Consider the following 21,599-nt stretch of genomic DNA (forward strand, 5'->3'; position numbering starts at 1 on the left):
GCGGTGCGCTGATCCTACAAGCCCCGTACGTCAGAAGTCCCGCCCCGTCACGAGTGACGAAGCGGGACTTCCGTGCCGCTGACCGGCCGGCGGTGACTCAGTCGCCGTTGCCGGGCGTCGGCGTCGTCTTCTGGATCTGCATCAGGAACTCGACGTTCGACTTGGTCTGCTTCATCTTGTCGAGGAGCAGCTCGATCGCCTGCTGCTGGTCGAGGGCGTGCAGCACCCGGCGCAGCTTCCAGGTGACGGCGAGCTCCTCGTTGCCGAGCAGGATCTCCTCCTTGCGGGTGCCGGACGCGTCGACGTCCACCGCGGGGAAGATGCGCTTGTCGGCGAGCTTCCGGTCGAGCTTGAGCTCGGCGTTGCCGGTGCCCTTGAACTCCTCGAAGATGACCTCGTCCATGCGGGACCCGGTGTCCACCAGGGCGGTGGCGAGGATGGTCAGCGAACCGCCGTCCTCGATGTTGCGGGCCGCACCGAAGAAGCGCTTCGGCGGGTACAGGGCGGTCGAGTCGACACCACCGGACAGGATGCGGCCGGAGGCCGGGGCGGCGAGGTTGTACGCACGGCCCAGACGCGTGATCGAGTCGAGCAGCACGACGACGTCGTGACCCAGCTCCACCAGGCGCTTGGCACGCTCGATGGCCAGCTCGGCGACCGTGGTGTGGTCCTCGGCCGGACGGTCGAAGGTCGAGGAGATGACCTCGCCCTTCACCGACCGCTGCATGTCGGTGACCTCTTCCGGACGCTCGTCGACCAGGACGACCATCAGGTGGCACTCGGGGTTGTTGTGCGTGATCGCGTTGGCGATCGCCTGCATGATCATGGTCTTGCCGGTCTTCGGCGGGGCCACGATCAGACCGCGCTGGCCCTTACCGATCGGCGCGACGAGGTCGATGATGCGGGTGGTGAGGACGCCGGGGTCCGTCTCCAGACGGAGGCGGTCCTGCGGGTACAGCGGGGTGAGCTTGTTGAACTCCGGGCGTCCGCGGCCGTGTTCGGGCGCCATGCCGTTGACCGAGTCCAGGCGCACCAGCGCGTTGAACTTCTCGCGGCGCTCGCCCTCCTTGGGCTGGCGCACGGCACCGGTGAGGTGGTCGCCCTTGCGCAGGCCGTTCTTGCGGACCTGGGCGAGGGAGACGTACACGTCGTTGGGGCCGGGCAGGTAGCCGGAGGTCCGGATGAACGCGTAGTTGTCGAGGATGTCGAGGATGCCGGCGACCGGGATGAGGACGTCGTCCTCGTTGATCTGCGGCTCCGAGGCGATCTCGTCGCGCCCGCGACGGCCCCGGCGGTCGCGGTAGCGGCCCCGGCGGCCGCGGCGGCCGCCGCCGTCGTCGTCGAAGCCGTCGTCGTGCTGCTGGCGGTCCTGGCGTCCGCCGCCCTGCTGCTGACGGTCCTGGCGACCGCCGCCCTGGCTCTGCTGGTCGTCGCCCTTGCCGCGCCGGTCACGGCCGCGGTCACCGCGGTCGCCCCGGTCATTGCGGTCGCCGCGGTCGTTGCGGTCACGGCCGCGGTCGCGGCGTCGGCCCTCGCCGCCCTCGCCGTCGGAACGCGCGTCGCCCTGGCCCTGCTGCTGCGACTGCTGGGCCGACGCGTCGGCCTTCGCCTCGCCGCGGGTGTCGACGGCCACCGTCTCGGTGGCGGCGGACGGGCTGCCCGCGTCGGCGGTGGCCCGGCGACGACGGCGCTCGGCGGGGGCGTCGTCGGCGGGGGCGGTCTGCTCGGCCGAGGCGTTGACCTTGGGGGACGGCTGACCGGGGATCTCGATCTGCTGCTGGGCGGCGGCCTTGTCGGCGGTCGCCTTGTCCGCCTTCTTGTCGGCCTTGCCGGCCTTCTCCGCCTTCTCGGCGGGGGCCTCGTCGCCCGTACGGGCCCGGGAGGTGCTGCGGCGCTTCGGCTTGGTCTCGCCGGCGGTGTCCGCGGCGGACGCGGCCTTGGCGGGGGCTCCCCCCGCGGCCTGCGCCTCCTTGATGACCTCGATCAGCTGGCTCTTGCGCATCCGCGCGGTGCCCCTGATGCCGAGGCCGGATGCGACCTGCTGCAGCTCGGCCAGCACCATGCCCTCGAGGCCGGTACCGCGGCGCCGCCGGGAGCCGGCACCGGCGGCAGGCGCGGAGGCGTCCGTGGCGGGCGCGGCAGCGGTCTCCTCGACACGTGCGCCCATCAGATCGGTGGTGTCGCTCACGAAGGGTCCTTCCCTGGAGCGGACGTCGGCCTGTCTGGCTCGGCGACCGGTTGTGCTGTCCGGCTTCGGTCCTTGCTGTGCGAACCGTGCCGGGGCGGTGGTCCGCCTGAACGGCGGAAGAGATATCTGGTGATGGCGCTTCCCCTAGCCGTGGCACCCGGTATCTGTGTCATGCGGCGTGGTCGCACCGGTTCCGAAACTCCCCCAGCGGGGGGTGACCCCCACCGGCGGGCCGCTCAATGCCCGTGTCGGCCGTACTGATCACGTACGACATCCACTGCACGATGCGGCTTGGGGGGCTCCCGGAAGAATGTCTGTCCCGGACGGGGACACGAGGCACCTCGCCATGGTGGGGTCGGGTGCAGACTTGAGGTTAACACTACCGGATCCAACAAACATTCCCCCTCTCGAAATCCGGCAACCGCTCGCGCGTCTAAATGTCGCCGGATGTCGCCAGCGGCAGGACACTCGCGCCCTGCCCGTCCAGACTCAGCCGATTGGCCGCCCAGTCCGTCCCGGCCAGCGCCTCGACCTTGTCGGCCGTGTCGGCGTCGGCCAGGGCCATCACCGTGGGTCCGGCACCCGAGATCACCGCCGGGATGCCGTCGCCGCGCAGCCTCTCCACCAGCGCCGCGCTCTCCGGCATGGCCGGCGCCCGGTACTCCTGGTGGAGACGGTCCTCGGTGGCCGGCAGCAGCAGCTCGGGGCGCCGGGTGAGGGCCTCGACGAGCAGCGCGGCGCGGCCGGCGTTGGCGGCGGCGTCGACGTGCGGGACGTGACGCGGGAGCAGTCCGCGCGCGGTCTGGGTCAGTACCGGCTTCCCGGGCACGAAAACCACCGGAACGATGGAATCGGAGGGCTCCATCCTGATCGCCCGGGCGGCGCCGGACTCCATCCAGGACAGGGTGAAACCGCCCAGCAGACAGGCCGCCACGTTGTCCGGGTGACCCTCGATCTCGGTGGCGAGGTCGAGCAGCGCTGCGTCGTCGAGGCGGGCCTCGCCGCCTATGGTCACCGCGCGCGCGGCGACGATGCCGGCGCAGATGGCGGCGGAGGAGGAGCCGAGGCCGCGGCCGTGCGGGATGCGGTTGGCGCAGACGATCTCCAGGCCGCGCGGCTGTCCGCCGAGCAGGTCGAAGGCGGTGCGCAGGGAGCGGACGAGGAGGTGCTTCTCGTCGCGCGGGAGGGTCTCGCTGCCCTCACCCGCGATGTCGATGTGCAGCCCGGAGTCGGCCACCCGGACGACCACGTCGTCGTAGAGACCCAGCGCGAGGCCGAGGGCGTCGAAGCCCGGACCGAGATTGGCGCTGGTGGCGGGGACGCGCACCCTGACGGCGGCGGCGCGGAACGCTGGACCGGCCATCGCTCGATGACTCTCCTTGAGCTGCGGGACTGTCGAATGACATTCGATGACGTACATGAGCCCTGGGGCTCGCCGCTTCCTGTCGAACGGCCGGCCCGTACCGACCGCGGAGACGGCGCGGCACCGCGGCATATGCGGCAGGCGGATTAGGTACAGCCTATCGAAGGAAGGTTCTGTGGCGACATAGGGCGCACAGGAGGCGCACGATGCGTGTCGTAAGCCCCCCGTGCACCCCCCGTACTGGGCATTCCCGGCCGGGCGTCGCTTACGCCCTCTTACGCCGGGCGCCTTCCCCGGCGCCGTCGCCTGCGGTCCTCAGACCAGGCCGAGCCGCTCGGCCGCCGTCGCCGCGTCGACCGGGACGGTGACCGGCTGCGGGGCGCCCGCGACGGCCCAGTCCGGGTCCTTGAGCCCGTTGCCGGTGACGGTGCACACGATGCGCTGCCCCGGGTCGACCTTGCCCTGCTCGGCGGCCTTCAGCAGACCGGCCACCGACGCGGCGGACGCGGGCTCCACGAAGACGCCCTCCTGGGAGGCCAACAGCCGGTAGGCGCGCAGGATCTCACGGTCCGTCACCTCGTCGATGGCGCCGCCGGACTCGTCCCGCGCGGCCAGCGCGAAGTCCCAGGAGGCGGGGTTGCCGATCCGGATGGCGGTGGCGATGGTCGACGGGTCCTTGACGACCTCACCGCGCACGATCGGCGCGCTGCCGGAGGCCTGGAAACCCCACATGCGGGGCGTCTTCGTGCTGACCCCGTCGGCGGCGTACTCCTTGTAGCCCTTCCAGTACGCGGTGATGTTGCCCGCGTTGCCCACCGGGAGGACGTGGACGTCGGGCGCGTCGCCGAGCATGTCCACGATCTCGAAGGCGGCCGTCTTCTGCCCCTCGATGCGCACCGGGTTGACCGAATTGACCAGGGCCACCGGGTAGTTGTCGCTGAGCGCCCGGGCCAGCGTGAGGCAGTCGTCGAAGTTGCCGTCGACCTGGAGGATCTTCGCGCCGTGCACCAGGGCCTGGCCCATCTTGCCGAGGGCGATCTTGCCCTGCGGCACGAGCACGGCGGACACCATGCCCGCGCGCACGCCGTACGCGGCGGCACTCGCGGAGGTGTTGCCGGTGGACGCGCAGATGACGGCCTGCGCACCCTCCTCCTTGGCCTTGCTGATGGCCATGGTCATGCCGCGGTCCTTGAAGGACCCGGTCGGGTTCGCCCCCTCGACCTTGAGGTGGACCTCGCAGCCCGTGCGCTCGGAGAGCACCTGCGCGGACACGAGCGGGGTGCCGCCCTCGCGGAGCGTCACGACGGGCGTGCTGTCGGAGACGGGCAGCCGGTCCCGGTACTCCTCGATGATTCCGCGCCACTGGTGGGTCATTGCTGGTTACTCTCCTTCAACCCGCATGATGCTGGCGACACCCCGCACGGTGTCGAGCTTGCGCAGCGCCTCGACGGTACCGCCGAGGGCGGCGTCGGACGCGCGGTGGGTGACGACGACGAGGGATGCCTCGCCGTCCTTGCCGGACTGCCGCACGGTGTCGATGGAGACACCGTGCTCCGCGAACACGGTCGCGACCTGGGCGAGCACGCCCGGTTTGTCGGCCACGTCGAGGCTGATGTGGTAGCGCGTGACGACGTCGCCCATCGGGGAGACGGGCAGCGCGGCGTACGCGGACTCGCCGGGTCCGGTGGCTCCGCCGAGCCGGTTGCGGCACACGGCCACCAGATCGCCGAGGACGGCGGACGCGGTCGGCGAACCGCCGGCGCCGGGCCCGTAGAACATGAGCTGTCCGGCGGCCTCGGACTCGACGAAGACGGCGTTGTAGGCCTCGCGCACGTTGGCCAGCGGATGGCTCAGCGGGATCATCGCGGGGTGCACGCGCGCGGTGACGGAGCCGCCGTCGGCCGCCCGCTCGCAGATGGCGAGCAGCTTGATGGTGCAGCCCATCTCCTTGGCGGAGGCGAAGTCGGCGGCGGTGACCTCGGTCATGCCCTCGCGGTAGACGTCGTCGAGGCGCACGCGCGTGTGGAAGGCGATCCCGGCCAGGATGGCGGCCTTGGCGGCGGCGTCGAAGCCCTCGACGTCCGCGGTCGGGTCGGCCTCGGCGTACCCGAGGGCGGTGGCCTCGTCGAGCGCCTCCTGGTACCCGGCGCCGGTGCTGTCCATGGCGTCGAGGATGAAGTTGGTCGTCCCGTTGACGATGCCGAGCACCCGGTCGACCTTGTCGCCGGCCAGCGACTCGCGCAGCGGCCGGATCAGCGGGATGGCACCGGCGACGGCGGCCTCGTAGTACAGGTCCCTGCCGTGCTCGTCGGCGGCGGCGTGCAGGGCGCCGCCGTCCTGGGCGATGAGCGCCTTGTTGGCGGAGACCACGGAGGCACCGTGCGCGAAGGCGGTGGTGATGAGCGTACGGGCGGGCTCGATCCCCCCGATGACCTCCACCACGACGTCGATGTCCCCCCGCTTGACGAGGGCGGTGGCGTCGGTGGTGACGAGGGCGGGGTCGATCCCCTCACGCACCTTGTCGGGCCGCCGTACGGCCACACCGGCGAGCTCCACCGGGGCCCCGATCCGGGCGGCGAGGTCGGCGCCGTGCGTCGTCATGATGCGCGCCACCTCTGAGCCGACCACTCCACAGCCCAGCAGCGCCACCTTCAGCGGACGCGTACGCATCATCCGACCTCGTTTCCTCATACCGTCTACGGTTGGACCAGTCTCACGCACCGGACGGGATTTTCTGCCTTTCGTCCGGATCGTGAGACGTTTATTTCATTTTCGGACGGGTACCGGGCCGAAAAATCTTCGCCCGTTCCCTCCTCTCCCCCCAGCCTCTCCCGCGGAGTGTCACCCGACGTCGAGGCGCAGCAGATCGTCCTCGGTCTCCCGCCGGACGATGACCCGCGCCGCGCCGTCCCGCACGGCGACGACCGGCGGCCGCAGCGCGTGGTTGTAGTTGCTGGCCATGGAACGGCAGTACGCCCCCGTCGCCGCCACGGCGACGAGGTCGCCGGGGGCCAGGTCCCCCGGCAGGAAGGCGTCCTTCACCACGATGTCCCCGCTCTCGCAGTGCTTGCCGACGACGCGCACGAGCATCGGCTCGGCGTCGGAGGTGCGGGAGGCGAGGGCGACGCTGTACTCGGCGTCGTACAGCGCGGTACGGATGTTGTCCGACATCCCCCCGTCCACCGAGACGTACGTCCGCAGCCCGTCCAGGGGCTTGACGGTGCCGACCTCGTAGAGCGTGAACGCCGTCGGCCCCACGATGGCCCGCCCGGGCTCGACGGAGATGCGCGGCGTGCGCAGCCGGGCGCTCTCGCACTCCCGCGTCACGATCTCGGTCAGCGCCTTGGCGATCTCGTGCGGCTCGCGGGGGTCGTCGGCACTGGTGTACGCGATGCCGAGGCCGCCCCCGAGGTCGATCTCGGGCAGCTCGACGCCGTGCTCGTCCCGGATGTCCTTGAGCAGCCCCACCACGCGGTGCGCGGCGACCTCGAACCCGGACATGTCGAAGATCTGCGACCCGATGTGCGAGTGGATCCCGATGACCTCGAGCCCGTCGAGCTGAAGCGCCCGCCGTACGGCCTCGGCGGCCTGTCCGCCGGCCAGCGGGATGCCGAACTTCTGGTCCTCGTGGGCGGTGGCGATGAACTCGTGCGTGTGCGCCTCGACGCCGACGGTGATCCGGATCTGCACCGGCTGCCGCCGGCCCAGCGACTGGGCGATGTGGGCGACCCGCACGATCTCCTGGAACGAGTCGATCACGATCCGCCCGACCCCGGCGCGCACCGCCCGCTCGATCTCCTCCGGCGACTTGTTGTTGCCGTGGAAGGCGATCCGCTCGGCGGGCATCCCGGCGGACAGGGCAGTGGCCAGCTCCCCCGCGGAACACACGTCGAGGTTCAGCCCCTCCTCGTGCAGCCACCGCACCACGGCCCGCGACAGGAAGGCCTTCCCGGCGTAGAAGACGTCGGCGTCGTTCCCGAAGGCGGTGCGCCAGGCCCGCGCCCGGTCGCGGAAGTCGGCCTCGTCGAGGATGTAGGCGGGGGTGCCGTACTCCTCGGCGAGCTGCGTGACGGCGATCCCGCCGACGGTGACGACACCGTCCGCGTCCCGTCCGACGGTGTGGGCCCAGACCTTGGGGTCGAGGGCGTTCAGATCGTCCGCCGGGGCGGAGTAGTGCCCCTCGGGCAGGACATCGGCGTGACGGGGCCCGGCGGGGTGTGCGGAACGGCTCATGGCGTCTTCTGTGCTCTCTCAGAGGTGGTCGGGTGCGTCGATACCGAGGAGGGACAGGCCGCCGGCCAGCACCGCCCCGACGGCTTCGGCCAGGGCCAGCCGGGCACGGTGGGCGGCCGAGGGTTTCTCCCCGCCGCGCGGCAGCACGGTGAGCAGGAAGGGCAGCGCGGCATCGGCGACGGCGACGAGATGCCGGGCGAGCCGGTCGGGCGCACGGTGGTCCGCGGCGGCGGCGAGGACGCGGGGGTGGTCGGCGAGTACGGCGAGGAGTTCCGGCGCTGCGTCTGCGAGGGGGCCGGCTTGGGCGGTGAAGCCGAGGTCGGCGGCGTTGCGAACGGCGGCACGGGTACGGGCGTGGGCGTAGCGCACCCTGAAGAGGGGATTGCCCTCACGCTGGACGAGGTGCTCGCCGCCGGTCCGGGGCCGGTCGTGCGCCGCGGGGTGCAACAGGGCCCACCGTCCGGCGTCACGCCCGAGGGCGAGCAGCTCGGCGGAGGCGGATGCGGGGACGGGCACCGGCCGGACGTTGACGGGCAGCTCGGCGGGGGCGGGGGCGGGCACGGGCCGGACGTTGACGGGCGACTCGGCGGGAGCGGAGGCGCGCACCGGCCGGACCTTGACGGGCGATCCTGCGCGAGCGGTCCCGACGGCGTCGACCCGCACCCCGAGCGTGGTGGTCCAGGCGGGATCGAACCCCTCGGCGGTCACCCGCACCGGCGCCCCCTGGGAGCGCAGGAGCCGCGCCGACACCTCGGCGACGACGACGGCACGGAGGTCGCGGGGACAGTGCAGCTGGACGATACGGGCGCGGTGACCGTCGGGCCCGTCGTCACCGTGGGCGGACTGGGCGTATCCGGACTGGGCGTACCCGTACCGGGTGCCCTGGTTCAGGATCTCGCCGACGAGCCGGGCGGCGGAGGCGGCACCATCGAGACTGATGTTGAGGAACCCCGGCCCGGTGAGCACGACGTCCGTGACCCCGTCGGCCCCGGCGAGATACGGCCGCAGCACCTCGGCGACCCGGAGCGGGGCCTGCCCGGCCGGCCGGGCCAGCTGGAGGGCGATGTTGGTCGCGTAGTCCCCGCACCCCCCGGGCCCCGGCGGCGCGACGACGGCCCGCGACGGCACGACCACGCTCAGCTCCCCCGCGTCGACGGCGCGACGCACCGCGTGCAGCACGGTGCGGGAGAGCTCTACGGGGGTCACGGGTCAAGCGTATGGGAGGAGGGGGGTGCGCACGCGAACCGATTCCCGGCAGTCCCGGGATATGGACGGGGCGGGGGAAGGGGATCGGTGTCCCGGAGAATCGCCCCCAGCGCTGGACGCTGGCGTCGGGCGCTGTCATTGGACATTGGCATTGGACACTGGCGTTGGGTACTGAGCCTTGAGTGCTCACGCCTGAGGCGACGTCTCGCTCTCCCCGGCAAGCCCACGAACGGCCCGCACCGACGAGACAGGGGACGAGGCGGCAGCCGCCCCGCCCACTTCACCATCTTCCCCTTCGGCCAACTGCCGGACGAGCCGGACGAGCTCGGCGGGCTCGAAGGGCTTGGCCAGGAAGGCGTCGACCCCCACGGCGAACCCGGCGTCGACCTCGTACTGCGTACAGGCGCTGACGATCGCGATTGGAAGGTCCCGGGTATGCGGATCGGCACGCAGCCGGGCAGCGGTCCTGAGCCCGTCCAGCCGAGGCATGACCACGTCCAGTGTCACGACGTCGGGCCGCACCTGATGGACGACTTCCAGACACTCGGCACCATCGCCCGCGGTCACGACCTCGAAGCCCTCCAGCTCGAGGTTGACCCTGATCAGCTGCCGGATGACCTTGTTGTCGTCCACAACAAGAATCCGGCCGGACGCCCTAGGCACAACCCGAGAGTAGGTCCGCGCCCGCCACCGCGTCCGGGTTTTCCCCACTTCCACCCCCTGCGGGGGACGCCCTCGCGTTCCACCCGTCGCGGGGCGCCCTCTCGACTTGCCTGGCACGGGGACCGCGCCCTCCACTGGTCGCCCCGACGACCCGCGAAAACCCGTTCATGACCACCCCGGACGAGCTGGTAGTGTTCTACCCGTCGCCGCGAGCAACATCGCCCGCGACGGACACGCCCCCGTAGCTCAGGGGATAGAGCAACGGCCTCCGGAGCCGTGTGCGCAGGTTCGAATCCTGCCGGGGGCACCCCCTTGTGAGGTGCCTAAAGACCCCGTCACCAGCGGAAACGCTGAGAACGGGGTCTTCGCGTATGTGCAGACGTGTGCGGCCCGGAGCGGCCGTATGTCGGGGTCTGTGGACGAGGCGTGGACGGGATCTTGAAGCATCGCCGCAGGTGAGGTCCAGGAAAAGACGAGGCCGCACCAACGTCGGTCACCTCCGCCCGGCAGGGATCGTCACGCCGCGGGGCCGCCGGCTCAGGCCCGGGCCCAAGCCTGACGATGACGAGCGACGCCGTACACCTGCTCCACCTGGTCAGCCGTGAGCGAGCCTGAGAGTGGAGCGAGTGCCGCTACCTGGCGCTCCTCGTAGACCCGGACACTGAGCTGTGTGGCAACCACCTTCAGCTCGGAGACACCGACGAAGACCAGCACCGGCTCCACCGGTACCGGGAAGTCGCAGTAACGCTCAAGCACGCGGACGACCTGGTTGGCCTCCGCCCGGCTCTTGCGCGCGTAGGGAGCCGGTTTCCCGTGATCAACTTTCACGGAATCGTCCCCGACCCACACGGCCCTCTTGTGGTGGTGCTTCGTATTGATGCTGAACACCCCACCAGGCCCGATCAGTAAGTGATCGATATCCACTTTGTTGGCCAAGGGGATGGAGTGCAGGACACGCCAACCGTGGCGCCCCAAGCGGTTCAGCTCGGCTCCCACTCGCCGCTCCCCCTCCAATCCCTTCCGCCAGGAATCCCACTCAGTAGGTCGCCGAAGAACCCGCGCGATCATTCGCTCCAACAGTCCCGGTCCGGATTCGTCGAGCAGATCACGCAAGGAGGCCCCGGGAGGGTTCCCGGCCAGATCGTCCGCCGGCGTCAGAGGCGGCAGCTTCGGACGCTCTGCAACCCCGGGCGCACTGTCTGGCGAAACCGGCTCCGTGAGCTTCTGTAAGTGCTGTGTGAGCACGGTAATCACGTCGTCCTGATACTCCGCCACCAAAACCGTGATGTCCCCCGTCATGACATCTGCCCAACCGGCCGCGGTGCCGTCCGACGGGTTGGCATACAGGCGATCACGCCCGTACCGCTTCCAGCGCGTGACGCGCAGCTCCACAAGGCCCCCTGTACTCTCGCATTGACGTTGCCGACATGCCAGCAGCAAGCGAGAGAGGGCCACAAGACCGCGGGGCAAGCAGCGCGGCCGAGCTCGCTCTTTCCGGATGCAGCACCGTCCCCGGTAAGGCATGAAACGACTGAGGCCCCAGGCGGCATGCCTGGAGCCTCAGTGTGGGTGCGGGTTGTCTCACTCGTACTCGCGGAGCATGTCCTCGATGCGGCGGTTGGCGACGTCCTGCCGTCCGTCGAGATACTTCGCGTAGCGGGTCAGCAGGACCTCAACGCTGTTGCCGGCACGCTCGGCGACCTCCGTCGGATCCACTCCGGCATTGAGCCACGTCGACAGCGCCGAGTGTCGAAGGTCGTACGGCTCGCTCGCGAGCGGCGAGGCGGCGACGGCCGACGGAAGCGCCAGGAGCCGGGCCTCCTGCCACACGCGGTAGTAGGTCGAGGACGGGACGACCGAGCCCTTCTCACTGAAGAACAGCCGCCCGTCGTCCGCCGTGCCGAAGGTGGCCAGGTGCTCGCGGAGCACGGCGACGAGGTGGGGCGGAATGGGCACCCGCCTGACGTCCTCGGTCGGCCGATTCTTCAGCCCGCGGTCGTCATGGGTCTCCCCCGAGTCGGTCCACTGCTTGCCGACGGACGGACGAGTCCGGTGGAGCAGCGCCGAGCCCCAGCCCTGCCCGGGAAGGTGCAGGTCCGTCTCGACGAGGCCGACCGCTTCCGCCGGCCGGAGACCGCCGAAATACATGGCGGCGAACAGACCCACGAGGCGACGACCACGGGCACGCCGGTACCCACCCACGTAGGAAACCGCCGCCAGCAGGTTCCGTGCTTGCTCCGGGTTGGCGACTACCCGCGGATCGACCTGGTTGGACACCTTCGCCTTCTGCCAGCGGACAGCCGTGATGGGGTTCTCCCGCAGCTCCCCCAGGTCGACGGCGTAATTCGCGGCATTGACGAGCGTCCGACGCTTACGCCGCACGGTCTCCGCCGCTGCCGCCGCGCCGTCGAGCTTGAGCTTCAGCGAATCGAGGACCGCGCGAGCCGTGGCCGGTTCAGCAAGATCAGCGAGCGGCCGGGACGCCTTGGACACCCAGTGGAGAACGTTCCGCACGTCGTCCGGGACTTCCCGGTCATCAGGCCCAGTTGCGCAATGCTCTGCGAATCACCTCGTCGGACGGCCGTCCGGCGCGCTCGTCGAGGAGCCCCAGCGTCACGCTGGTAAGGGCTTCGTTGATGCAGTCCCGTGTGTTGGGGGCGGCATGGGGCCACTTCATGGCGAGGTACCTGAGAGCGAAGGCGTACCACGACACGGCCGACTTCTTCTCTTCCATCGAAGCCGGAAGGCCCGACTCCGTGTCGAACTCCTCGCCGTCGCGCATCGCGCGCATGAGCTTCGTGCGGTAGTGGTCGGCGAACGCCTTGGTCCGGAAGGTCCCGCTTACGAACGCTCCAGACCTTCACAGCAAGGCGGCTCGCTCCGCTCCCCGCGCGCGGCCCGGCCCCCGGCCGGGCCTGCGCTCCTGTCTCCGCCCCGCTCCAGCCCGGCCGGCGCCCATGCCGCGCACGCAGCAATCAGCCGCCTGCCGGATGAGGGGTTGTAGTAAACGGTGACCGGCCGAACACCAGGGGGCTCGCTGCGCAGTTCGCGCGACTGATCAGAACGGCTTCACCCCGGACCGACCTTCCAGACCTAGCGGCCTGGTACCAGGTAGTCAGAGCGTCGTGGGTCAGTTGAGCTTTTTCCGCTCCTCCAAGAATGCGTCAAGTACCTCTTGATTGAGAGTGATTTCGAGCTTCAAGTTGATATTAATTGATGCTACTTCACTGGATGCATACCGATCACCTAGGGCGTCAATTTCATCAAAGTATTGCTGGATGAAAGTCTTCACTTCGCGGACCGGAGTGTCCGCAATGAGGGCAGTCATTTCAATAAGACGGGCCGCCTTATGAGGCGCAACGATTCCCCTGATCGTCATAGCCCAATCCATATAGTCCTCATAAACGCCAACCAGATCGCTCGCCATTCGCTTGATAAGGTCAGGATCAGCCTGCTCCGCCGACTGCTCGAAGGCTTTATCCTGTAGTTCCTGACTCAAACATTCGTCAATTCGGTCAGTAATCCTTTGTAGCTTGTTCAGAGAACTCTCGACGTAGTGGCAAAGTTGTGCAACACTCATACGGCGAGACCGAGATGAACGACCAGCCTCGTATTGCGCCCACTTTTCATTCAGGGACTCCAGCCCGAGCCGCAAGGAAGACGCATAAAGGAGGTAATCCCATTTCGGCGGTTTGATGCGAACTAGTTCGTCCCGTCCAGCAAGCGTTCGCGGGACGCGCGGCACTTCCACCACAGCATCATCGACAAATGTCCCTGAACTGAGAGGATGCACACCGGATGCAATTCCTCCAGGAGATACGATCACAGGCTTTTCGTAATCTCGCACACTATGGTCGAATGCCGCATTTCTAGCCAAAGCCATAACATCGGCATTTTCGGTGATCTGCTGCTGAGGGATAGGATTTCCACTGGCCCGGAGCGAAGATTGCAGATGCTTGTAGATAGAATTCAGCGCCAACAGGCTTTCGGCTCCCGGAATCCCCTCTCGCAGGATTCGCAGAAGTTCACCGGTGAACGCTGTGAACGGATGTCCAGGGTGGACCTTTGCCACCCCGTGTCCGGGCGAGGCGGCAAGCACATAGGTGCCAGCCACTTGAATCTGATTAAAGAAGACGGCATCTGATTCAGAGGCAGAAAGCGCACCCGAGATTGCTCGACCTGAATAACAGCAATCTAGAATTACTACGCGAGTCCTAGCACTGCTTTCCATGCAGGCGTCGCGAATATTCGAATAATCTACCGCAGTGAACGGAAGCCGCGAACCCGGTGATGTATTGGTGGTGGACAAGAATAGCTCATGACGAGCAGAACTAAGAAGTCCATGCCCCGCATAATAGATCAGAAGAAGATCTTCCGCTTCCTCTGACGCGGAGGTTACTAACTCGCCGACACTGGACTGATCTTCGGGATTCAGAAGAGTGGTGCAATTTTCTGGAATGATGATTCCTGTGGATTTTGCCGTGAAAGTTTCGAATAGTGTCGACACGTTGTTCTCAATAGCTGAAACGTCGGGAAGTTCCGCCGATCCGTAGCGAGATGAGCCGATTAAAACAATACGGGATTTTTCGCTATCCGGAAGCCTCATTCGGTCGCTCCCTCTTCAGCTCCCAGTGCCTTATTAAGTAGCTTAGCTACTTCTTGCAGAGTGGCACGCTTGGCGTCAATTTCCACGGCGGTTCCGTTCGGTCGTGTGACCTTCAATGTGATGTCGGCTTTTCTCGGTTGCTGAAGCCATGCGCTCAGCGACGTCGCGAGAACCGAGATTACGCCGCCGCTACCGATGGCGACAGTCAGTAGCTCACCTGCTGTTCCTAGATCACCTTCTGAAGGTGTACCGGAAAGATTTGTCCGCCCCCTGAAATTGGAATCCAGTCGCAGCCAGGAATCCAGAGATTCGAGGTGCTTCCGTTCGTCAAGTTTGGTGACACTAATCTGAGCCTCAACAGGCCATTGCGTAGTCAACGGTTCGCTTACCCTTCAGGTGTACGATTAGGGCTCTTCGTGATTCTACTGTCAACGTTGGGTCTCGTGGCTGCTTTGTGTAATTTGGTCACTCGGAACAATCTCAGCCATTGTCAAGGAGCGCGTCTCGCAGTTACCCAAGCTGAGGGCTCAGGCATCGTCGTTACGGGACAGCCGTCACGACTTGCTCTGGTCGACGGCAGTGGCAGCGTGGCGAAGGCCGGTGGAGATGCAGCGAGGCATACGCGCGCCCGGTCGGTCGGTGCGCCCGCCGTCGTGGCTGACTGTCGTCGGCTGAGGTTCGTGCCACAGCCGTGCCAGATGCAGGGGTCAGCCACGGTCAACACCGGCGGCCCGCGGTCGAGTACCCGCCCGCGGCCCCGGCCGGTGAAGCCACAGCTCAGCACGCAGATCGCCCAGCCTCTCTCCTAAAGCGGTGATGGGCCGCCCGCCCGCCGTACGCCCGTGCAGGCCACCAGTGCACCGCCGTCTTCGGTGAGGAAGAGCATGAAGACCCATGCTCCATCGGTAGCTGTGACCCGCCCCAGGCGCACCGGCTGGTCATGCCCACCGAGGAGGTGCACCGCTCGTTCCAGTCCCACAGTCTCGACGCCCTTCCGCCGCGTGCTCCGAAGTCGGCGCGCATAGGTCCGGGCAAGCCACTCAGCAGGCACAGTTCCATCCCACTCCACGTAGGAAGCACCGCTGAGCACGGCAGCCAGGGCAGCCACGGACGCATCGTCATCACCCGCCAGCAGTCGCACCAACCGATCCCAGTCCATAGTCACCACCGTGTTCTAGCGGCTGGTATCGCCGGGATCTGACAGTGCGGCAGGATGCTGCCGTGCACTGGATACCGACCGTTGACACCAAGCTCAACATCTGGATGATCGCCGCGGTGTTCGGCGCCTACGTCGCCCTCTACAACACGCTGCGCGGATGGTGGCGCGGCACGCTCGGCAAGCGGGCGTTGTTCATCAGGAACTACCGGAAGCTGGCTCCGCACGTCCGGCATGAGTACGTCAAGGAGCTGTTCGGCGAGCCTGCCTGGCAGTACAAGCAGAGCGTCGAGCAGTTCGTCGGGGACCCGGAGCCTGAGGGCACAGGCATCAGCATCGCCGAGCAGGAGATGACCGTCCGCACCTGGCCGCTGGGCAGGATGGCCTACCTAACCACATGGTGCACAGAGGACGACGAGGTCGCGATGTACAGCCTCACGACCCGCAGTAGGACCTTCCGGCCGGCCATCCGAATCGGCACCGAGCATGTCATCCGCCTGGGGAAGTCGCACCTCTCCTCCCTCCCTCACCCCGAGGTCGCCGGTCCTCCCCTCTGGGCCGTCGGCGCCCAGCGGTACTCCTACTCCGAGTCTCACTACTTCGGGAGTCCTGGCGGCTACCGGACCTGGGTAGTGGGAGTCTCCGATGCCGGACACCCCGCCGCTGCCCCCGTCGGTCTAGGCGGCAACTCGGAGGCGTGCGAGGACCCTTCGCAGATCGAGGGTTACCGGGCACTGGCCCGGATCAACTCCGTCCTCATCGCGGGCGGCAGCGCCCTCCGCCTCGAATCTATCTGCCCTCAGCAGTCGGCCCGGAGATCGGCCGCGTCATCCTCGTCGAGCCCGAATACGGCCTGCGGTCGCGCCTGGATCGGCTGCGCTGGAAGGTCCGGTTCGCCGCAGCACGCCTGCGCGAGCTAAGGAGCAACGCGGAGTGATGGTTGGATCTTCCGAAGCGCGGGATACAGCGGCGGGCCCGGACAGTGGCCGTATTCCCTTCGCCAGGTGCAGGCCGTCTACGACTGGCCATGTCAGAGACCGCTTCCATCGCGCGATGAGGGAAGTGCAGTACAGCAGCGAGGTACAGCAACCACCGCGACCACGGACAACCATCAACGGCCCTCGATGGCCGGCTGACCAGCCCGCCAATCCCCGATGACCTCCCAGCCGATAGTTCGGGACGAAGAGGTCGTGGTTTCAGATCCCGCCATCTCTACAAGAAAACGCCAGGTCAGGCTGGCGCCCTCACGTGAGAACGCTGGCCTCATTGCTCAGCGGGCGTAGGGAACACGCCTTCAGCAGCGGATTTCGGTCAGCGCCCCGCATTGCCCGGCACCTGCTGTGCCATGGCCGGTACGGTCGATCAGTTCTGGCGTGCGAAACGGTCCGAAGGGGGAACCGTCCCATGTACGAAGAAGCAGTGATGGCCGTGAGCACAGGAGCTGCCAGCGGCGTCCTCTCCTACCTGCTCCAGGGCCAGGCCGACGCTTTGCGCACCCGGATCTCGGCAATCTTCCGTCGCGGTGGCAACCCTCAGGAGGAGGCCGCTGTCCTACAGATGCTGAACGAGCACGTGGCAGCCCTGGCCCGGCGTGAAATCACTGGGCGTACTGTCACCGACACCTGGACCGAGCTGCTTGCCGCCTTTCTCGACGCTCACCCCGACGCCCGAGCCGACATCGAGGAACTCAAGACGACGGCGCCGACGAAGACGGTCAACATCGGCTCCCAGCACAACCACAGCTCCGGGGCCTTCATCGGCAACGACCACTACGGCGACATCAACATCAACACCCGAGACGACCGGTGACCACCGACGACCCGGCGCCTCCGGAGCAGCGCACCGTCCAGAACAACTACGGCGACGGCGCCTTTGTCGGCCGTGACCACATCGGCGACATCAACATCCATCACGAGATCGACCCGCAAACCAGGGCCACACTCGCGAAGCTGGGGAAGTCCGCGCCCGCGCTGTCACAGATGCTCGAAGATGCTCTGCGAGACGGTGTTATCTCGCCTGACACAGTCAGTCAGCTCTCCTTGGCCGCCCGGAGCATCAACGAGGACGTCGCCGGTCAGATCTCACGCGCCTCTCACCGGATCAATGAGGACGTCGCTGGCCTTCTCACCCATGCAAGCCACAGCATCAACGAGGATGTCGCCGGCCAGCTGACCCACGCCGCAGACCGTCTGTCCAAAGCCTCCGCGAAGCTCGACTTTGACGCGCTTGACCTGCTCGTCAGACGGTTGGAGGGGGTTCTCGGCCACCACGACGGCAGCGATCTTAACGGGCTCGCCGCCCGGCTGGAGAACAGCCTGGAGGATCTCAGTACGGCGACACACCGAGTCGGCAACCTGAAGGGTGACAGCACCCAGGCGGTCAGGCTCGAGCAGGTGACGAGGTCGCTCACGGACATCGCGGAGCGAGTCGAGGCAAGGGTGACCCCGCCTCCACCGGTGGTTCTCCCCGACTGGGAGGGTCGATTGCGGTGGTTCGGCGCCGGCGTTCTACTCGGCATCCTTATATCTGTCCTGTACGCGGCCTACTCGTAGCCGTCGACATCACCAAGTCCGTTCAGCGTCCCAACTCTCCAGATCTGATCGTCCGACGCACTTGCCATCGTCGTTGACGTTCGTCGTCTGAGGGCTCAGACATTCAAGACCCAGCCTCCAGGGACGACGGGGGCAAGAAGCGTGCCATCCGTGTGCCAGAACCTGTGGGACTCCCAGGAGACAACGGGGAATCGACCGCGTACCGCCATGGGCCGGAGCACAGTTCCACCGCAGGTCAGCACCGTAGTGGCAACCAGAAGACCCAGGCTTCCCAAGCTTATGGTCGTGTGGTGGTCTGGCCGCGCTTGGCTAGCGCAACGATTCCTGTTCAGCAGACTTGGGTATCGCTGAGGGGTGCCCGGCAGGGGAGCCGTGGTGTGCGTGCAGCTTTCGAAGGTGGCGGGAGTGCAGGTGGGGGTCTCGTGGCGCGCCGTAAGTCAGTGATGCAAGTGCTTGCTGAGGCGTACAAAGCGAAGCAGCAGGCCAAGGCCGCTGAGTTAGACCTCGTCTTGATTGGCTGCGATAGGGGACCGAGCGGGATCGTGGACCTGGGTACTTCCTCTGGGCCTTCGGTCAGATTGTGCCGGCAGCGCCGTGTGGACGATCATGCGTCGATGGACATGGGCTACTGGGCGGTGCTCGCGGACTCCGAGCGGGAGCAGTGGGACTACGTCCCCTGCCAGACGGTTGGGCCGCTGAGCTTCGGAGATGATCGACATGAGGCAGTAGCGATCATGACGGGGCATGGCTTCGCTGCCGAGGAGCGTGAGATTGAGCGGTGGAATCCGCAACGGGCCCAATGGCGCGTGGAGTTTCGCAGGGCCGGGTCGGACAAGCATCGCGCCGCTGTGAAGTGCTATTTCGTCGAGGACGTGGGCTTGACCTGCGTGCTCGTTGATGGGCTGCGCGGCCCCCAGGTCACCTGCGAGGGAATCCGTCTGATCGGCCGTGTGCCGTCGGAGCTGGACGCGGAGATGGAGGCGTGCGCTGTTGAACGTGGCCTGGGCATCTCGTTTTGCCTCACGGGGGACCTGTGCTGGCCGAACTTCGCGTTCGAACGGGGCGGGCAGCGTGCTGGCGATGCGGTCCTGAGCTGGGCATCGTTTTTCAACACGGGAGAGATCGCGGGCAGCTCCTGGGACATCACTCCCGCAGAGGTTTGGCACCACTGGTAGATCGCCCCTGCGCTGGGTCGCGGAGAAGGTGGGCCTCAGCGGCTGAGTCGGCGGTAGCAGATGAGGGCGCTGGCGATGCCGACGAAGGCGAGGAAGTGCTCGGCCGTCCGCTCGTAGCGGCGGTGCAGACGGCGGCAGCCGTTCAGCCAGGACATCGTGCGCTCAACCACCCAGCGATGCCGGCCCAGGCGGCTGGACGGCTCGACGCCGCGGCGGGCGATGCGTGGCACGATCTGTCGACGGCGCAGCCAGCCTCGCAGGTGGTCGAAGTCGTAGCCCTTGTCCGCATGGAGCTTGGCCGGGCGGCGGCGACGGGGCCCGTAGCGGGAACGGATCGGCGGGATGCCGCGCATCAGCGGTATCAGGGCCTTGCTGTCGTGGAGGTTGGCGCCGGAGATGCCCACCGAGATCGGCAGCCCGTTGCGCTCGAATATGACGTGAATCTTCGACCCGAGCTTGCCGCGATCGGTCGGATTTGGTCCAGTCAGGGGCCCCCTTTGACCGCCCGGACACTGGCCGAGTCGATCGCGCAGCGCGACCAGTCCAGCTCGCCGCTCCCGCCGAGCCGGTCCAGCACCACCCGGTGCAGCTTGGCCCACACCCGGGCCGTGGACCAGTCGGTGAAGCGACGGTGGACCGTCTGCCAGGAGGCGCCGAAGACCGGCGGCAATTGCCGCCAGGTACAACCCGAGGTGGCAACGAAGATGATCGCGGCCAGTACCGCGCGGTCATCACACCGCCGCCGGCCTTCACCCTGGGTGCGTACCGGCGGCTCCGGCGCCACCGTCTGGAGGATCTCCCATAGCCCGTCCGGCACCAGCCGCTCAACTATGTCCATGCCCGGCGCAACGAGCCGGGCGCCAATCAAGACACCGTCTTAAAGCGTGCTCAGCAGAAGGAGCAGGCGGCTGCGAAGGCCGCTGAGGAGCGTCGGCGCCGTCAGAGACGGGAAGCCGCCAAAGCCGAAGCCGAGCGCGCCCGTCTGGTGGCCGCAGGACAGAAGCATCTGGAGCGGGGCCAGGGGGCACAGGCGCGTGAGGTCGCCCGTATCGAGCGCGAGTTGGCCAAGCGCCAGGCCGAACGGCAGCGCGCTGCTGAGCAGCGCGAGCGGGAGCAGGCTCGTGTGGAGAAGGAGCGGCAGAAGCAGGCGCGAGAAATGCACTTGCTGGAGCTGAAGGCTGATGCCGAGAAGCGCACCCGCCAGGCCCAAGAGCGCCTGGCGGAGCTATAGGCGGTGCTGACGGACCGGCCCAGGAACCTGAAGAGCTGGCACCCCTATGTCGAGCAAGCACTCGCCAAGCAGGCCCCGCAGGGCGTTGCAGAGGCTGTGGAAGAAGTGCTGCGCGGCTCTTCCGTGCCCAAAGGGTGCCGTGTCGATGCGGGAGCGGCGTACATACCTGAGGCTCAGCAGCTCCTCATTGAGGTAGAGCTACCTCAGCTTGACGTAGTGCCGGCCGTGGTGGCCTACCGGGTTGTGGCCCAGCGGACTGAGATCGTCGCTCAGCCGCGGAAGGAGGCCGAGACGAAGAGGGTTTACCGCACTCTGGTCGCCCGCCTTGCCCTGCGGGCACTGGACGAGGCCTTCTCCACCACCCCACCTGATCTCGTCACAACGGTGGTGTTCAACGGGCATGTGAGTGCGAAGGATCGCGCAACCGGGCGGCCGGTGCGACCTTGCCTGGTGAGCGTGGTCGCCCAGCGCGAGCAGTTGGACGAACTCGTATTAGACGAGCCCGAACTCGATGCGCAGGAGAGCCTGAAGTACCTCGGCGCTGTCGTCTCCCGCCATCCGCACGATCTGGAGGCGGTGCCCCCAGTCGTTGAGATCGATCTGTCGCGATACCGCATTACGGCGGATGTCGGCGCCGTGGCAGGGCTCGACAGCCGCCCCGACCTCCTGCAGGTGGACCCCTACGCCTTTGAGCGGCTTGTACGCGAACTGTTCGAAGCCATGGGCCTCGAGACGTGGCGAACTCAGGGCTCGCGAGATGACGGTGTGGACGCCGTCGCGGTCCAGCGGGACCCGGTCGGGACCACTGTCTTCGCCATACAGGCGAAAAGGTCTAAAAACGCAGTGCCCGTTGAGACGGTTCGGGCATTGGCGGGGGTGATGCACGACAAGGCTGCTAGTCGCGGAGTCCTGGTAACGACCTCTTGGTTTGGCAAGGCGAGCGCTGACTTCGCTCACCGAAACGGCAGGATGCAGCTCATCAACGGGCGCAATCTCAAGGCGCTGCTCAAGGAACACCTGAACATGGACGTCCTGATCGGCCTTCCCAAGACACCTCCAGGTTGGCAGCCCTCTGACATCCAATGAGCCGCCGTCCGGGAGTAGCGAAGGCCAAGCCGCAGCACTGCACCACAACCGCACCAGATCGAGCGGGGAAGAGCGGGGAATCACGGTGAAAGCGGCCAGCTCGATCGAGCCACGATCCAACCGTTCGCCCAGGTCAGCGC

At 67.4% G+C, this 21,599-nt stretch carries 17 protein-coding genes, 1 tRNA gene and 1 pseudogene; 6 read left to right on the forward strand and 13 right to left on the reverse strand.

The features are described from left to right. Positions 1 to 97: 97 nt before the first annotated feature. The 7 genes from rho to ACIBCJ_RS18360 all read right to left on the reverse strand — a co-directional run bounded on the left by rho (position 98) and on the right by ACIBCJ_RS18360 (position 9,653). Positions 98 to 2,188 carry a transcription termination factor Rho gene (gene rho / locus ACIBCJ_RS18330; RefSeq protein WP_365979934.1) on the reverse strand — a complete coding sequence of 697 codons (2,091 nt, stop codon included), beginning with the start codon at positions 2,186 to 2,188 and terminating at the stop codon, positions 98 to 100. Between the two features lie 433 nt (positions 2,189 to 2,621). Further along, the gene (thrB, locus tag ACIBCJ_RS18335; RefSeq protein WP_133887378.1) at positions 2,622 to 3,551 is read right to left on the reverse strand and encodes a homoserine kinase; all 930 of its coding nucleotides are present in this window, start codon (positions 3,549 to 3,551) and stop codon (positions 2,622 to 2,624) included. 315 nt (positions 3,552 to 3,866) lie between these two features. After that, positions 3,867 to 4,925 (reverse strand): threonine synthase, encoded by a 1,059-nt coding sequence (gene thrC / locus ACIBCJ_RS18340; protein WP_365979935.1) that lies wholly within the window; start codon positions 4,923 to 4,925, stop codon positions 3,867 to 3,869. A 6-nt stretch (positions 4,926 to 4,931) separates the two neighbouring features. Then, positions 4,932 to 6,224, reverse strand: coding sequence for a homoserine dehydrogenase (locus ACIBCJ_RS18345; RefSeq protein ID WP_362102844.1), 1,293 nt, complete (start codon positions 6,222 to 6,224; stop codon positions 4,932 to 4,934). A 168-nt stretch (positions 6,225 to 6,392) separates the two neighbouring features. Then, entirely contained in the window at positions 6,393 to 7,784 is a 1,392-nt protein-coding gene (gene lysA / locus ACIBCJ_RS18350; RefSeq protein WP_362102842.1) for a diaminopimelate decarboxylase, read from the reverse strand. Between the two features lie 18 nt (positions 7,785 to 7,802). Next, positions 7,803 to 8,990, reverse strand: a complete 1,188-nt coding sequence (gene nrtL, locus ACIBCJ_RS18355) for an ArgS-related anticodon-binding protein NrtL (protein WP_365979936.1) — start codon at positions 8,988 to 8,990, stop codon at positions 7,803 to 7,805. 186 nt (positions 8,991 to 9,176) lie between these two features. Beyond that, entirely contained in the window at positions 9,177 to 9,653 is a 477-nt protein-coding gene (locus tag ACIBCJ_RS18360; protein WP_365979937.1) for a response regulator, read from the reverse strand. Positions 9,654 to 9,888: 235 nt separating this feature from the next. Here ACIBCJ_RS18360 and ACIBCJ_RS18365 point away from each other — a divergent pair. Beyond that, positions 9,889 to 9,960: transfer RNA gene (locus tag ACIBCJ_RS18365), tRNA-Arg, on the forward strand. Positions 9,961 to 10,190: 230 nt separating this feature from the next. Here the strand turns inward: ACIBCJ_RS18365 and ACIBCJ_RS18370 are convergent. From ACIBCJ_RS18370 to ACIBCJ_RS18385, 4 genes and pseudogenes are all read right to left on the reverse strand, one after another. Continuing rightward, positions 10,191 to 11,045 (reverse strand): nuclease-related domain-containing protein, encoded by an 855-nt coding sequence (locus ACIBCJ_RS18370; protein WP_365979938.1) that lies wholly within the window; start codon positions 11,043 to 11,045, stop codon positions 10,191 to 10,193. A gap of 189 nt (positions 11,046 to 11,234) precedes the next feature. Continuing rightward, positions 11,235 to 12,495, reverse strand: a pseudogene (locus ACIBCJ_RS18375) (tyrosine-type recombinase/integrase); the annotation flags it as partial. Positions 12,496 to 12,783: 288 nt separating this feature from the next. Then, positions 12,784 to 14,259 (reverse strand): caspase family protein, encoded by a 1,476-nt coding sequence (locus ACIBCJ_RS18380; RefSeq protein ID WP_365979939.1) that lies wholly within the window; start codon positions 14,257 to 14,259, stop codon positions 12,784 to 12,786. Beyond that, positions 14,256 to 14,636, reverse strand: coding sequence for a hypothetical protein (locus tag ACIBCJ_RS18385; protein WP_365979940.1), 381 nt, complete (start codon positions 14,634 to 14,636; stop codon positions 14,256 to 14,258). Before ACIBCJ_RS18385 ends, ACIBCJ_RS18380 begins: the two co-directional genes overlap by 4 nt. Before the next feature lie 844 nt (positions 14,637 to 15,480). Here ACIBCJ_RS18385 and ACIBCJ_RS18390 point away from each other — a divergent pair. The 4 genes from ACIBCJ_RS18390 (at position 15,481) to ACIBCJ_RS18405 (ending at position 19,142) form a co-directional block, all read left to right on the forward strand. Further along, on the forward strand, positions 15,481 to 16,335 hold the full coding sequence (locus ACIBCJ_RS18390) for an ETEC_3214 domain-containing protein (protein WP_365979941.1): 855 nt from the start codon (positions 15,481 to 15,483) through the stop codon (positions 16,333 to 16,335). Between the two features lie 484 nt (positions 16,336 to 16,819). Next, a complete protein-coding gene (locus ACIBCJ_RS18395) occupies positions 16,820 to 17,224 on the forward strand; it encodes a hypothetical protein (protein ID WP_365979942.1) in 405 nt (134 codons plus the stop codon). Then, positions 17,221 to 17,967, forward strand: coding sequence for a hypothetical protein (locus ACIBCJ_RS18400; protein WP_365979943.1), 747 nt, complete (start codon positions 17,221 to 17,223; stop codon positions 17,965 to 17,967). Before ACIBCJ_RS18395 ends, ACIBCJ_RS18400 begins: the two co-directional genes overlap by 4 nt. 614 nt (positions 17,968 to 18,581) lie before the next feature. Continuing rightward, positions 18,582 to 19,142, forward strand: a complete 561-nt coding sequence (locus ACIBCJ_RS18405; protein WP_365979944.1) for a hypothetical protein — start codon at positions 18,582 to 18,584, stop codon at positions 19,140 to 19,142. Between the two features lie 35 nt (positions 19,143 to 19,177). On the opposite strand, the gene ACIBCJ_RS18410 is transcribed toward ACIBCJ_RS18405, so the two are convergent. Together ACIBCJ_RS18410 and ACIBCJ_RS18415 are read right to left on the reverse strand one after the other, a co-directional pair. Next, a protein-coding gene (locus ACIBCJ_RS18410) for an IS5 family transposase (protein WP_399282762.1) occupies positions 19,178 to 19,980 on the reverse strand; the annotation gives its coding sequence in 2 pieces (ribosomal slippage) (positions 19,178 to 19,629 and positions 19,629 to 19,980; 804 coding nt in all). Between the two features lie 39 nt (positions 19,981 to 20,019). Beyond that, entirely contained in the window at positions 20,020 to 20,352 is a 333-nt protein-coding gene (locus ACIBCJ_RS18415) for a hypothetical protein (RefSeq protein ID WP_365979945.1), read from the reverse strand. 24 nt (positions 20,353 to 20,376) lie between these two features. On the opposite strand from ACIBCJ_RS18415, the gene ACIBCJ_RS18420 reads away from it, so the two are divergent. Further along, positions 20,377 to 21,459 carry a restriction endonuclease gene (locus tag ACIBCJ_RS18420; protein ID WP_365979946.1) on the forward strand — a complete coding sequence of 361 codons (1,083 nt, stop codon included), beginning with the start codon at positions 20,377 to 20,379 and terminating at the stop codon, positions 21,457 to 21,459. Positions 21,460 to 21,599 lie beyond the last annotated feature (140 nt).

The organism is Streptomyces sp. NPDC051136 (assembly GCF_044455745.1).
Taxonomy (GTDB): Bacteria; Actinomycetota; Actinomycetes; order Streptomycetales; family Streptomycetaceae; genus Streptomyces.

Bases quoted from the DNA above. Each gene is read 5' to 3' on its own strand.
- thrB (WP_133887378.1), bottom strand. From the start codon at position 3,551: ATGGCCGGTCCAGCGTTCCGCGCCGCCGCCGTCAGGGTGCGCGTCCCC.
- thrC (WP_365979935.1), bottom strand. From the start codon at position 4,925: ATGACCCACCAGTGGCGCGGAATCATCGAGGAGTACCGGGACCGGCTG.
- ACIBCJ_RS18345 (WP_362102844.1), bottom strand. From the start codon at position 6,224: ATGATGCGTACGCGTCCGCTGAAGGTGGCGCTGCTGGGCTGTGGAGTG.
- lysA (WP_362102842.1), bottom strand. From the start codon at position 7,784: ATGAGCCGTTCCGCACACCCCGCCGGGCCCCGTCACGCCGATGTCCTG.
- ACIBCJ_RS18380 (WP_365979939.1), bottom strand. From the start codon at position 14,259: ATGAGGCTTCCGGATAGCGAAAAATCCCGTATTGTTTTAATCGGCTCA.
- ACIBCJ_RS18395 (WP_365979942.1), top strand. From the start codon at position 16,820: ATGTACGAAGAAGCAGTGATGGCCGTGAGCACAGGAGCTGCCAGCGGC.
- ACIBCJ_RS18405 (WP_365979944.1), top strand. From the start codon at position 18,582: ATGGACATGGGCTACTGGGCGGTGCTCGCGGACTCCGAGCGGGAGCAG.